This window comes from Kitasatospora sp. Xyl93, from assembly GCF_055383135.1.
The window spans coordinates 3,654,150-3,666,972 of the sequence record NZ_AP029185.1 but is presented as its reverse complement, the minus strand read 5'-3'; the positions used below and the strand labels follow the sequence as shown (position 1 = coordinate 3,666,972).

Sequence of the window (12,823 nt, the reverse complement as noted above, 5' to 3'; positions counted from 1 at the left end):
CATCATCTGACCGCATGTCAACCGTATGTTCGTTAAAGCTTGCTGAGAAACCGAGCGCACCCGTACCAGCCAGTGGGGGAGCCGGACATTCCGGTCCGTACCCCCGCCGGCGTCGGCGGGGCGGAACGCACCGAGCCCCCGGCGTGAACGCCGGGGGCTCGGTGGCTGTGAAGTTGTCTGTTAAAAGTTGGGTTACTTCGTCAGGTCGGGACCGGACGAGGCGACCGCGGCCGGGGTGTCCGCGACGGCCGACTTCTCCTCGCCGCGGAAGGTGAACTTGGCGTCCTTGCCCTCGCCCTCGACGTCGACGACGACGATGTGGCCGGCCCGCAGCTCACCGAAGAGGATCTTCTCGGAGAGGTGGTCCTCGATCTCGCGCTGGATGGTGCGGCGCAGCGGACGGGCACCCAGGATCGGGTCGTAGCCGCGCTTGGCCAGCAGCTTCTTGGCCTCGACGCTGAGCTCCAGGCCCATGTCCTTGTCCTTGAGCCGCTCGTCCACCTTGGCGATCATGAGGTCGACGATCTGGATGATGTCGTCCTCGGACAGCTGGTGGAACACCACGATGTCGTCGACGCGGTTCAGGAACTCGGGGCGGAAGTGCTGCTTGAGCTCCTCGCCGACCTTCGCCTTCATCCGCTCGTACCCGGTCTGGGTGTCACCCGTGGCCGCGAAGCCGAGGTTGAAGCCCTTCGAGATGTCCCGGGTGCCGAGGTTGGTCGTCATGATGATGACGGTGTTCTTGAAGTCGACCACGCGGCCCTGGGAGTCGGTCAGGCGACCGTCCTCCAGGATCTGCAGCAGCGAGTTGAAGATGTCCGGGTGGGCCTTCTCGACCTCGTCGAAGAGGACGACCGAGAACGGCTTGCGGCGGACCTTCTCGGTCAGCTGGCCGCCCTCCTCGTAGCCGACGTAGCCGGGCGGGGAGCCGAACAGCCGGGAGACGGTGTGCTTCTCGGAGAACTCGGACATGTCGAGCGCGATCAGCGCGTCCTCGTCGCCGAACAGGAACTCCGCCAGCGTCTTGGACAGCTCGGTCTTACCGACGCCGGACGGGCCGGCGAAGATGAACGAACCGCCGGGGCGCTTCGGGTCCTTGAGGCCCGCACGGGTGCGCCGGATGGCCTGGGAGAGCGCCTTGATGGCGTCCTTCTGGCCGATGACGCGCTTGTGCAGCTCGTCCTCCATGCGCAGCAGGCGGGAGGTCTCCTCCTCGGTCAGCTTGAAGACCGGGATGCCGGTGGCGGTGGCCAGGACCTCGGCGATGAGCTCCTCGTTGACCTCCGCGACGACGTCCATGTCGCCGGCCTTCCACTCCTTCTCGCGCTTGGCCTTGGCCTGCAGGAGCTGCTTCTCGTCGTCGCGCAGGGACGCGGCCTTCTCGAAGTCCTGCGCGTCGATCGCGCTCTCCTTCTCGCGGCGCACGTCGGCGATCTTCTCGTCGAACTCGCGCAGGTCCGGCGGCGCGGTCATCCGGCGGATGCGCATCCGGGAGCCGGCCTCGTCGATCAGGTCGATCGCCTTGTCCGGCAGGAAGCGGTCCGAGATGTACCGGTCGGCCAGGGTGGCGGCGGCGACCAGGGCGGAGTCCGTGATGGAGACCCGGTGGTGGGCCTCGTAGCGGTCGCGCAGACCCTTGAGGATCTCGATGGTGTGCGGCAGCGACGGCTCGGCGACCTGGATCGGCTGGAAGCGGCGCTCCAGCGCGGCGTCCTTCTCCAGGTGCTTGCGGTACTCGTCCAGGGTGGTGGCACCGATGGTCTGCAGCTCGCCGCGGGCCAGCATCGGCTTGAGGATGCTGGCGGCGTCGATGGCGCCCTCGGCGGCGCCCGCGCCGACCAGGGTGTGCAGCTCGTCGATGAACAGGATGATATCGCCGCGGGTGCGGATCTCCTTGAGCACCTTCTTCAGGCGCTCCTCGAAGTCACCGCGGTAGCGCGAGCCGGCCACCAGGGCGCCCAGGTCCAGCGTGTAGAGCTGCTTGTCCTTGAGCGTCTCCGGGACCTCGCCCTTGACGATCGCCTGGGCCAGGCCCTCGACCACGGCGGTCTTGCCGACGCCGGGCTCACCGATCAGCACCGGGTTGTTCTTGGTGCGGCGGGACAGCACCTGCATGACCCGCTCGATCTCCTTCTCGCGCCCGATGACCGGGTCGAGCTTGGCCTCGCGGGCGGCCTGGGTGAGGTTGCGGCCGAACTGGTCCAGGACCAGCGAGGTCGACGGGGTGCCCTCGGCGGGCCCGCCGGCCGTGGCCGACTCCTTGCTGCCGCCGGTCTGGTAGCCGGAGAGCAGCTGGATGACCTGCTGGCGCACCCGGTTGAGGTCGGCGCCCAGCTTCACCAGGACCTGGGCGGCGACGCCCTCGCCCTCGCGGATCAGGCCGAGCAGGATGTGCTCGGTGCCGATGTAGTTGTGGCCGAGCTGCAGGGCCTCCCGGAGCGACAGCTCCAGGACCTTCTTCGCCCGGGGGGTGAAGGGAATGTGGCCGGACGGGGCCTGCTGGCCCTGGCCGATGATCTCCTCGACCTGCTGGCGAACGGCCTCAAGAGAAATCCCGAGGCTCTCCAGGGCCTTGGCGGCGACGCCCTCGCCCTCGTGGATCAGACCCAGGAGGATGTGCTCGGTGCCGATGTAGTTGTGGTTGAGCATCCGGGCTTCTTCCTGAGCCAGGACGACAACCCGCCGCGCGCGGTCGGTGAACCTCTCGAACATCGTTTATCGCTCCTCAGAGCGGTCGGGCAGTTCGGGGTCCGTCCCCGCCCTGTCCTTCCGCATGCTAGTCCCGCTCAGCGGCGCGGCCCACGGATTCACTCCCCGGTAGAGGAGCGAGATGCTGCGCGACCAGCCGACACCAATCCCAACCTGATGCTGGGAAACGGTGTTCCCACAGGTGGGCCGGATGCACCGGATTCCGCTACGCCATCGGCGAACACGTGCCGCCGGGGGCGCGGGCCGGAACACTCCGGCCGGTCGCGCATACTGCCCCTGGACGGGCCGAAGAACCCGTCCACCTGCATTCATACCCGGTATCGGGGCGGTTCTCGCGCAGTTTCCGCGGTGGCGGTGTTCGCCTGGCGAGAAGTCGGGCCGTGGCGACGGCGGTTCAACGGCGGCCGGGGCCCGGGTGCGTGCCCCGGTGGTGTCCGCTTACCGCTTCGCCCTTACAGCGTTGCACAGCCCGCGATTGTTCCGCCGCCCGGGCCGGTGCCCGGACCGGTGCCCGACCGGGTGCCCGGGCCGCCGCCCGGACCGGTGCCCCGCCCGGCCCCGGTGCCCGCGGCGGCACGGCCCTGCGGGCACGCGCCGCGGGGCGCGGAGGAGACTCCTCCGCGCCCCGTGCGTGTACTGGCGGCGCCGTCTCCGGCCGCCGGGGCCCCGCGCCCGCACCGGCGGGCCGACGGCGCCGGGATCAGGACGCGTTGGCCTTCTCGTAGGCCTCGCGGACGTTGCTCGGAACGCGGCCGCGGTCGTTGACCTCCAGGCCCTGCTCCTTGGCCCACGCGCGGATCTTGGCCGTGTCGGGCGCACCGCCGCCGGCCGGACGCGCCGCACCGCCGCGGCCCGGACGACGGGTGCCGGCGAGCCGGCCGCTCTGCTTGCGGCCCTTCTCCACGTACGGCGCCAGCAGGCCGCGGAGCTTGTCCGCGTTGGCGCTCTTCAGGTCGATCTCGTAGGCAACGCCGTCGAGGGCGAACGTCACCGTCTCGTCCGCCGAACCGCCGTCGAGATCGTCTTCAAGAATGACCTGCACCCTCTGTGCCACGGGCTTCCCTTTCCGCTAAACGACCCATTGCCTGAGGAAAGGAAAGCGCCTTTCTCCGGAAAACACAAACCCTTGACCCGGGTGGAGCGCCTCAGAGGTGCAGCAGCATGCGCGAGTTGCCCAGTGTGTTGGGCTTCACCCGCTCCAGGTCGAGGAACTCGGCGACGCCTTCATCGTACGAGCGGAGGAGTTCTTCATAGACATCCGTAGCGATCGCCGCCGGGTCTGTCGTACCATCATCGGTTTCCTGGAGCTCCCCGATCTCGACGAAACCGTGTTTCGCGAAGAACGCGACCTCGAACGTCAAGCAGAAAATCCGACGGACGCCCAGCCAGCGCGCCGTCTGCACCAGCTTCTCCAGCAGCAGGTGCCCGATCCCGAAGCCGCGGACGGCCGGATCCACCGCGAGCGTGCGGACCTCGGCGAGGTCCTCCCACATCACGTGCAGTGCGCCGCAGGCCACGACCGCGCCGTCGTCGTCGCGTTCCGCGACCCAGAACTCCTGGACGGATTCGAACAGTGTGACTGTGGGCTTGTCCAGCAGAATGCCGTCGCGCGCGTAGGCGTCGATGAGCCCGCGCACTGCCCGCACGTCCGTGGTCCGCGCCCGGCGGATGGTGACCTCCATGGTCGGGACGTTATCGCGCCGCTCCCGGTTCCGTCCCACCGGTATCCGGTCCGTCGTCCGGGGAATCCGCGCCGGGCGGATCGGACGGGAACAGCGCGGCCACCCGCAAGGCGTCCCGGAGCGCTTCGCGTTGCTCGGGCGACATCAGGCCGAAGAAGTGCACCAGGGCCGCCGCCGGATTGTCACTGGTGGCCCAGGCGTCGTTCATCAGGGCCGCCGTGTACGCCTCGCGCGAGGAGACCGGTTCATATCGATAGGCCCGGCCGACCCGCTCGCGGCGCAGCCAGCCCTTTCTGTGGAGCTTGTCCAGGACGGTCATCACCGTGGTGTACGCGATTTCGCGTTCCGACCGCAGATCCAGGAGAACCTCGCGAACCGTGACCGGTCGGTTCCACTGCCACACCCGGGTCATGATGGCGTTCTCAAGTTCGCCGAGTTGCCGGACCATAGTGCGGCCAGGATAGGGAGTGAATGGGGCAAATCTTGTGAAGTGCGCCAAACCGGCGCGCCGCCACCCCCGGGAATCGGGAATGGCGGCGCGCCGGTCGTTCGGGACGGCTGACGGCGTCAGTCGACGTCTTCCTTGGCCCGCTGGGCCCCGCCCTGGCTGCGGACGATGGCCCGCACCAGGAAGCCGAAGCCGATCGCCATGACCAGCGGCGGCACGATCGCGCTGACGTAGTCCATCAGGTCACTCCTCCTCGGTCTTCTCCGCCGTCGCGGCGGAAGCCTTCGGCTCCGGCTTCACCAGCGGGAAGAGCACCGTCTCCCGGATGTTCTTGCCGGTCAGCAGCATGATCAGGCGGTCCACGCCGAGGCCGAGGCCGCCGGTCGGGGGCATCGCGTACTCCAGGGCGCGCAGGAAGTCCTCGTCCACCTGCATCGCCTCGACGTCGCCGCCGGCCGCCAGCAGCGACTGGGCGGTGAGGCGGGCGCGCTGCTCGACCGGGTCGACCAGCTCGGAGTAGGCGGTGCCGATCTCGGTCCCGAAGATCACCAGGTCCCACTTCTCGGCCACACCGGGCCGCGAGCGGTGCTGGCGGGTCAGCGGGGAGACCTCGGTCGGGTAGTCCTTGATGAAGGTCGGCCGGACGGCGTTCTCCTCCAGCAGGCGCTCGACCATCTCCAGCACGATCTGGCCGTGGCCCCACTCCTTCTCGAACGGGATGCCGTGCTCGGCGGCCAGCTTGCGCAGCTCCTCGACGCCCGTCTCCGGGGTGACCTCGACGCCCAGGCGGGCCGAGATGCCCGGGTAGACGGAGACCTCCTCCCACGGCTCGGCCAGGTCGATCTCGTGCTCGACGCCGTGCGCGTCCACGCCCTTGATCACGGTGGTGCCCAGCGCGTCCCGGGCCGCGTTGACGATCGTCTCGCGGATCAGCTCGGCCTGGGTGTCGTAGTCGCCGTACGCCTCGTACGACTCCAGCGAGGTGAACTCCGGGTTGTGGGTGGAGTCCGCGCCCTCGTTGCGGAAGTTGCGGTTGATCTCGAAGACCTTCTCGGCGCCGCCGACCACCAGCCGCTTGAGGTACAGCTCGGGGGCGATGCGCATGTAGAGGTCGATGTCGTACGCGTTGATGTGCGTCTTGAACGGACGCGCGTTGGCGCCGCCGTGCACCGGCTGGAGCATCGGGGTCTCGACCTCGATGTAGCCGCGGTCCTCGTAGGTGCGGCGGATCGAGCGGACGACCTTGCTGCGCAGGTGCAGGATCTCCCGGGCCTCGGGGTTGACGATCAGGTCCAGGTAGCGCTGGCGGACCCGTGCCTCCGGGTCGGTGAGGCCCTTGTGCTTGTCCGGCAGCGGGCGCAGGCACTTGGCGGTGAGCTCCCAGCGGTCCACCATCACGGACAGCTCGCCGCGCTTGGAGGTGATCACCTCGCCCTCGACGCCGACCTGGTCGCCGAGGTCGATGTCGGCCTTCCAGGCCGCCAGCCGCTCGGCGCCCAGCTTGTCCAGGGAGAACATCACCTGGAGGTCGCCGGTGCCGTCGCGCAGGGTGGCGAAGCAGAGCTTGCCGCCGGTGCGGGAGAGGATCACGCGGCCGGTGACGCCGGCCCGCTCGCCGGTCGCGGTGTCCGGCTCCAGATCGGGGTGCTTGGCGCGGAGGTCCGCGATGGTGGTGGTGCGGGGGAATCCGACCGGGTACGGGTCGACGCCGGCCGCCCGGAGCCGGTCCAGCTTCTCGCGCCGGACGCGCATCTGCTCGGGAAGGTCGTCGGTCGCGGGAAAAAGGCTCTGATCGCTCACCCCACAAGGGTAGCCAGCCACACACGGTGCTCCGCGCCGGGATTGCCGCGGGGGAGGCCGTGACGGCGGCCTGCCCCGCGGACCGGACGGGCCCGGGTCAGCCGGCGCGGCGGGCCCGGGGGCGGCCGAGTCCCTGCCGTGATCGACGGCGGCCGGCCGGAACGCGGCACTGTCGGCACCTGGACCGGGGCGCGGCGGAGGGGGGACCGCGACGGCGGTCCCCCCTCCGGGGCGTGTCGTCCGGCTCAGCCGGTGCCGGTGGCCAGTTCGACGTCCTCGATGTCCTCGGGGGTCTGGTCGGCGGGCGGGGCGGGACGGGTGGGGGGCTTGGGGCGGCGGCCGAAGAGCTCGGCGGGGGTGGGCATCCGGTGCGGACGGGGCGGGGTCGTCGCGGCGGCGGGCTGCTCGGGGCGGGACTCGGTGCTGCTCATGATGGTCCGTCCTCCTACGGGGATGGGGTGACTGTGCGGCGGTGCGGCGGGGCTCGGTACGGCCACCAGGTGGCGGGGGCCGGTGTGGAGGGCGAGCCGTTCGCGGACGGCGGCCTCGGCCAGTGCGTGGCAGCGCCCGGCCAGTCGGGAGCGGCGGGCCCGCTCGCCCTGGCCGCAGGGCTGGCGGGACAGCCCGCGCAGCGCGGTGAGGTCCTCCGGCCCGGGCAGGTACCCGTCGGACACCGCCTCCTCCAGCCGCTCCAGGTAGCCGGGGGCGCTGCCGGGCAGGGCGGAGCGGTAGCGTCCGAGGTCGGCGAGCAGGAAGGCGCGCAGCCGGCCGCCCTCCTGGACCGCCTCGTCGATCGCCTCGGTCAGGCGCAGGGCGTCCTGGACGTCCTCCGCCCAGAGCTCGGCGCCGGGCCAGGCGAAGACCGGGCGGTCGGGCTTCTGGAGGTGGACGGGAACGGCGGGGTGCAGGGCTTGGGCGAGGGCTCGGCGCAGCACGCGGACTTCGTCGGCGCTGAAGGCCATGCCGCCGCGCGATCCGTGTGGCGTAGGCATGGATTGACACTACGTGAGGAATATCCGATTTGTCGGTAACGTCGCGCCGAACGACCCCCGTTCGGCGCGGTGAAGAAGCCTTTCGCCACCACCTGTAACGCCGCCCGGGGTGCACCTGGTCATCCAGGTGTCAGGGGAGAACGAGCGAGGGGGCCGGGCAGGATGCAACCGGACGGTCAGGGGAAGGCGGCCCGGGGCGGGCGCCGGGACGAGGACTTCCAGGCCTTCGCGGCCGCCCGGGCCAGACCGCTCTACCGGTCGGCCTGCCTGCTCACCGGCGGGGACACCCACCTCGCCGAGGACCTGGTGCAGGAGGCGCTCGGGCGGATCTACGCCCAGTGGCACCGCACCGCCTGGTTCGGGGCCAAGCGGCGGATCGACAACCCGGCCGGGTACGCCCACACCGTGCTGGTGCGGGCCTTCCTCTCGCACCGCGGCCGCCGCTCCAGCGGTGAGCGGCCGGTCGACGCGGTGCCGGACGGCGCGGCCCCGCAGGGCGACCCGGAGCTGCGGCTGACCCTGGTGGACGCGCTCGGCCGGCTCGCGCCGCGCGACCGGGCGGTGCTGGTGCTGCGCTACTGGGAGGACCGCAGCGTCGAGGAGACCGCCGCGATCCTGCAGAGCACCCCGGGCGCCGTCCGGACCCAGTCCTTCCGCGCGCTCGGCCGGATCCGCGCGGTGCTCGGCGGCAGCCTCGACGAGCTGGCCGGGCGCTGAGCCGGCCGTAGCGCGCTCGGCGGGTCCACCGCACTGATCACGTCAACTCATTTGGTAGAGAGGTTGGTCCAGCATGTCCGCAGAGCACGACGGGCCCGACGAGCGGTTCGAGCAGGCCTTCACCGAGGCCATCGGCCGGGCCGGCGGGGCCTACGACACCGACGCCACCCGGCTGGTCGACACCGGCTGGGCGTACGGCCGCCGGCTGCGCCGCAGGCGGCGGGCCGGCACCGTGGCGGGCGCCGCCGCACTGGCCCTGATCGGGGTGGGCGGAGCCGCGCTCGGCGGCCTGCTGCCCGGGCAGGGTGCGGCGGTGGCCGGCGCGGCCTCGGACGGGGCGTCGACCGCGTCCGCTCCTCCGGTCACCGGGCCGGAGTTCCTGCGGATGCTCACCGAACTCCTGCCGCAGGGGGAGGTGACGGTGGGCGAGGCCAGGGGCACCGAGAGCGACATCCCGCAGCTGCGGCTGGTGCTGGACGACGGGAACGGCGCGGTCCAGTACCTGTTCTCGGTCACGCTCATGGTCGGCGACGCCGACTGCCCCGCCACGACGGTCCCGGGTGACGCCTGCACCGAGGCCGACCTCCCGGGCGGCGAGCACGTGCGCGTCTACCAGGCCGGGACGCGCGGCGACGAGCCGGCCGGCTCGAAGACGTGGTCCGCCAAGCTGACCGGGAGCGGCTACCAGCTCCTGCTCCAGGAGTGGAACCGCAAGCCGCTGGAGAACGGCTCGCCGATCACCCGGACCGACCCGCCGCTGACGCCGGACCAGCTGACCGCGGTGGTGAAGGACCCGCGCTGGAAGAAGGTCGTGGCGGCCGTTCCGGACCGGAACGCGGGCAAGCCGGCCCAGCTGGCGGGAACGGCCACGGTCACCGTTCCGCCGCCGGTGCCGCCCGACCCGACGACCCTGCCGGCCGTGGCGACGCCGGTGCCGTCCGGTCCGGCCACCCCGTCGGCGACCCCGCCGCCCGGCAACTGAGCGCCGCTCAGGCCGTGGGGCGGTTGCGCTCGTACACCAGGCGCAGGCCGATCAGGGTCAGCCAGGGCTCGTGCACGTCGATGGTGGTGGCCTCGCCGAGGACGAGGGTGGCGAGGCCGCCGGTGGCGATCACCTGGACGTCGTCCGGGTCCTTGGCGAGCTCCCGGGCCATCCGCTCGACCAGGCCGTCGACCTGGCCGGCGAAGCCGTAGAGGATGCCGGACTGCATCCCCTCGACGGTGTTCTTGCCGATCACGTTGCGCGGGCGGGCCAGCTCGATCTTGCGCAGCTGGGCACCGCGGACGCCGAGCGCCTCGACCGAGATCTCGATGCCCGGCGCGATCGCGCCGCCGACGTAGTCGCCGCGCGCGTTGACCGCGTCGAAGGTGGTCGCGGTGCCGAAGTCGACCACGATGCACGGGCCGCCGTACAGGTGGTTGGCGGCCAGCGCGTTGACGATCCGGTCCGCGCCGACCTCCTTGGGGTTGTCCATCAGGACGTGCACCCCGGTCTTCACGCCGGGCTCCACGATCACCGCGGGGACGTCGCCGTAGTAGCGGCGGGTCACCTCGCGGAGCTCGTGGAGCACGGCGGGGACGGACGAACAGATCGCCAGGCCCTCCACCGCGGCCTCCCGGACCGCGGTGTGGTTGCCCATCAACCCTTGCAGGAGCACCGCCAGTTCATCGGCCGTGCGGCGCGGATCGGTGGAGATCCGCCAGTGTTCCACCACGTCCTCGCCGTCGAACAGGCCGAGCGTGGTCTGGGTGTTGCCGACGTCGATGGTGAGGAGCACGGGGACGCTTTCTGCGAGTCGGGACAGGTCTGTTCTCGCCCTGACGGTCAGGCGCGCAGGTCCAGGCCGATGTCCAGGATCGGCGAGGAGTGGGTGAGCGCGCCCACGGCCAGGTAGTCGACACCAGTCTGGGCGACCTCGCGCGCGCTGGCCAGGGTCAGTCCGCCGGAGGCCTCCAGCTTCGCCCGGCCGGCCACCAGCGAGACGGCCTCCTTCAGCTGCCCGACGGTGAAGTTGTCCAGCAGGATCAGGTCCGCCCCGGCCTCCAGCACCGGCGGGATCTGCTCCAGGGTGTCCACCTCGACCTCGACCGGCAGCTCCGGGTACGCGGCCCGGACGGCCCGGAAGGCCTCGGCCACGCCACCGGCCGCGACCACGTGGTTGTCCTTCACCAGCGCGGCGTCCGAGAGCGCCATCCGGTGGTTGGCGCCGCCGCCGCAGCGCACCGCGAACTTCTCCAGCGCGCGCAGGCCCGGGGTGGTCTTGCGGGTGTCCCGCACGACCGCGCCGGTGCCCTCCAGGGCGTCCGCCCAGGCACGGGTCGCGGTGGCGATGCCGGACAGGTGGCAGAGCAGGTTGAGCGCGCTGCGCTCGGCGGTCAGCAGGTCGCGGGTGCGGGAGCGGACCGAGAGCAGCACCTGGCCGGCTTCCACCCGGTCGCCGTCCTCGACGTGCCGCTCGACCTCGAACTCCTCCTCGCAGACCAGCGAGACGACCGCCTCGGCGACCCGCAGGCCGGCCACCACGCCGGCCTGGCGGGCGGTGAAGTCGGCGGTCGCGACGGCCTCGGCGGGCACGGTCGCCACCGAGGTGACGTCCTCGCCGCCGGCCAGGTCCTCGGCCAGCGCCAGGGTGGCGATGTCCTCGACCTCGACCGGGTCCAGCCCGGAGCGCTCCAGCAGCTCGGCCAGCTGCGGGTCCAGGCCGGTCTCGTAGCCCTCGCCGTCCCCGCAGGCGCAGCCGTCGCCGCAGCCGCCGGCCATCGGGAGTTCCTCGTGGGAGTGGGTCATGGTTCTATTGCTCCTCAGGGGTGCTGACCGGGCCGCCGGTGGCGGCGAGGGTGGTGATCAGGTGGCGCCGCCAGTGGGCGTCGTCGCGCTCGGGGAAGTCCTCGCGCCAGTGGCAGCCGCGGGTCTCCGCGCGCTGCGCGGCGGCCGCGACCAGGGCGGTGGCGACCAGCAGCAGGTTGGCGGCCTCCCAGGTCTCCACCCGGGGGTCGGCCGGCTTCTCCTCGGCCACGTGCGCGTACGCCTGCTCGGCGACCAGGCCGAGCCCGGCCGCGGTGTCGGCCATCGAGTCGGCCGAGCGCAGCACGCCGGCGCCGCGCGACATCAGCCGCTGGATCTCGGCGCGCGCCTCGGAGGCCGGCAGCGGGACGGGGTGCGCGGCCCGGGCGGCCTCGACGTCCACGGTGCGCTCGGGCAGCTCGCCGGCCAGGTGCCGTCCGGCCAGGTCGGCGGCGATCCGCTCGGCGAAGACCAGGCCCTCCAACAGGGAGTTCGAGGCCAGCCGGTTGGCGCCGTGCACCCCGGTGCAGGCGACCTCGCCGCAGGCGTACAGACCGGGCACGGAGGTGCGGCCGCGGGGGTCGGTGCGCACGCCGCCGGAGGCGTAGTGCGCGGCCGGGGCGACCGGGATCGGCTCGGTGACCGGGTCGATGCCGTGCGCGCGGCAGGAGGCCAGGATGGTCGGGAAGCGGTGCGCCCACATCTCGGCGCCGAAGTGCCGCCCGTCCAGGTACATGTGCTCGGCGCCCTGCTCCAGCATCCGCCGGGTGATCGCCTTGGCGACGATGTCGCGCGGGGCCAGTTCGGCCAGCTCGTGCTGCCCGACCATGAACCGGACGCCGTCCGCGTCCACCAGGTGGGCGCCCTCGCCGCGCACGGCCTCGGAGACCAGCGGCAGCTGGCCCTCGGCCTCCGGGCCGAGCCAGAGCACGGTCGGGTGGAACTGGACGAACTCCAGGTCGGTCACCTCGGCGCCGGCCCGCAGCGCGAGCGCCACGCCGTCGCCGGTGGAGACCGCCGGGTTGGTGGTGGCCGAGAAGACCTGGCCCATGCCGCCGGTGGCGAGCACCACCGCGCGGGCCCGGACGGCGCCGACGCCGTCGCGCTGGCCCTCGCCCATCACGTGCAGGGTGAGGCCGGCCGCGTGGCCCTCGGCGTCGGTCAGCAGGTCGAGGACCAGCGCGTGCTCGATCAGCTCGATCTCGGGGTCGTGGCGGACGGCGGCGACCAGCGCGCGGGATATCTCGGCGCCGGTGGCGTCCCCGCCGGCGTGCACGATCCGGTTGCGGTGGTGGCCGCCCTCGCGGGTCAGCAGGATCTCGCCGTCCGCGCCGCGGTCGAAGGCGGCGCCGGTGGCGATCAGCCGGCGGACGGCGTCCGGGCCCTCGGTGACCAGGGTGCGCACGGCCTCCTCGTCACAGAGCCCGGCGCCGGCCACCAGGGTGTCGTCCAGGTGCTGCCCGGGGGTGTCCCCCTCGCCCAGCGCGGCCGCGACGCCGCCCTGGGCCCAGCGGGTGGAGCCGTCGTCCAGCATCGCCTTGGTGACCACCATGGCCCGCAGGCCGGCCTTGCGGACGTTGAGCGCGACGGTGAGGCCGGCCACCCCGGAGCCGACCACGACCACGTCGGTGGTCGCGGTCCAGCCGGGGGCCGGGGCGGTGAGGCGGTGCGTGGACATGGGTCAGTGGCT

Annotated in this window: 11 protein-coding genes; 2 read left to right on the top strand and 9 right to left on the bottom strand. The window is 72.2% G+C overall.

Annotated features, from left to right (window positions below; translation table 11 throughout):
* Nucleotides 1-192 precede the first annotated feature (192 nt).
* The 6 genes from ACZ5GH_RS16295 to ACZ5GH_RS16270 form a co-directional block, all read right to left on the bottom strand.
* Nucleotides 193-2,712: an ATP-dependent Clp protease ATP-binding subunit gene (locus tag ACZ5GH_RS16295; protein ID WP_387752881.1), complete on the bottom strand. Its 2,520-nt coding sequence runs from the start codon at nucleotides 2,710-2,712 to the stop codon at nucleotides 193-195.
* 697 nt (nucleotides 2,713-3,409) lie between these two features.
* Nucleotides 3,410-3,763 carry a histone-like nucleoid-structuring protein Lsr2 gene (locus ACZ5GH_RS16290; RefSeq protein ID WP_387752884.1) on the bottom strand — a complete coding sequence of 118 codons (354 nt, stop codon included), beginning with the start codon at nucleotides 3,761-3,763 and terminating at the stop codon, nucleotides 3,410-3,412.
* A 91-nt stretch (nucleotides 3,764-3,854) separates the two neighbouring features.
* Nucleotides 3,855-4,391, bottom strand: coding sequence for an amino-acid N-acetyltransferase (locus tag ACZ5GH_RS16285; RefSeq protein ID WP_387752887.1), 537 nt, complete (start codon nucleotides 4,389-4,391; stop codon nucleotides 3,855-3,857).
* A 10-nt stretch (nucleotides 4,392-4,401) separates the two neighbouring features.
* Nucleotides 4,402-4,839, bottom strand: a complete 438-nt coding sequence (locus ACZ5GH_RS16280; RefSeq protein ID WP_387752890.1) for a BlaI/MecI/CopY family transcriptional regulator — start codon at nucleotides 4,837-4,839, stop codon at nucleotides 4,402-4,404.
* Between the two features lie 243 nt (nucleotides 4,840-5,082).
* Nucleotides 5,083-6,639 carry a bifunctional lysylphosphatidylglycerol synthetase/lysine--tRNA ligase LysX gene (gene lysX / locus ACZ5GH_RS16275; RefSeq protein WP_387752893.1) on the bottom strand — a complete coding sequence of 519 codons (1,557 nt, stop codon included), beginning with the start codon at nucleotides 6,637-6,639 and terminating at the stop codon, nucleotides 5,083-5,085.
* 245 nt (nucleotides 6,640-6,884) lie between these two features.
* Nucleotides 6,885-7,631, bottom strand: a complete 747-nt coding sequence (locus ACZ5GH_RS16270) for a hypothetical protein (RefSeq protein WP_464334562.1) — start codon at nucleotides 7,629-7,631, stop codon at nucleotides 6,885-6,887.
* Nucleotides 7,632-7,793: 162 nt separating this feature from the next.
* Here ACZ5GH_RS16270 and ACZ5GH_RS16265 point away from each other — a divergent pair, with 162 nt between their 5' ends.
* Both ACZ5GH_RS16265 and ACZ5GH_RS16260 read left to right on the top strand, forming a co-directional pair.
* The gene (locus ACZ5GH_RS16265; protein ID WP_387752898.1) at nucleotides 7,794-8,348 is read left to right on the top strand and encodes a SigE family RNA polymerase sigma factor; all 555 of its coding nucleotides are present in this window, start codon (nucleotides 7,794-7,796) and stop codon (nucleotides 8,346-8,348) included.
* A gap of 73 nt (nucleotides 8,349-8,421) precedes the next feature.
* On the top strand, nucleotides 8,422-9,330 hold the full coding sequence (locus ACZ5GH_RS16260; RefSeq protein ID WP_464334561.1) for a hypothetical protein: 909 nt from the start codon (nucleotides 8,422-8,424) through the stop codon (nucleotides 9,328-9,330).
* 7 nt (nucleotides 9,331-9,337) lie between these two features.
* Here the strand turns inward: ACZ5GH_RS16260 and ACZ5GH_RS16255 are convergent, their stop codons facing one another.
* From ACZ5GH_RS16255 to ACZ5GH_RS16245, 3 genes are read right to left on the bottom strand one after another with little or no spacing between them, the layout of a single operon-like run.
* A complete protein-coding gene (locus tag ACZ5GH_RS16255) occupies nucleotides 9,338-10,126 on the bottom strand; it encodes a type III pantothenate kinase (protein ID WP_387752904.1) in 789 nt (262 codons plus the stop codon).
* 47 nt (nucleotides 10,127-10,173) lie between these two features.
* Nucleotides 10,174-11,136 carry a carboxylating nicotinate-nucleotide diphosphorylase gene (gene nadC / locus ACZ5GH_RS16250; protein ID WP_401112945.1) on the bottom strand — a complete coding sequence of 321 codons (963 nt, stop codon included), beginning with the start codon at nucleotides 11,134-11,136 and terminating at the stop codon, nucleotides 10,174-10,176.
* Between the two features lie 4 nt (nucleotides 11,137-11,140).
* Complete coding sequence (locus ACZ5GH_RS16245) at nucleotides 11,141-12,811, bottom strand: L-aspartate oxidase (RefSeq protein ID WP_387752907.1); 1,671 nt, start codon at nucleotides 12,809-12,811, stop codon at nucleotides 11,141-11,143.
* Nucleotides 12,812-12,823 lie beyond the last annotated feature (12 nt).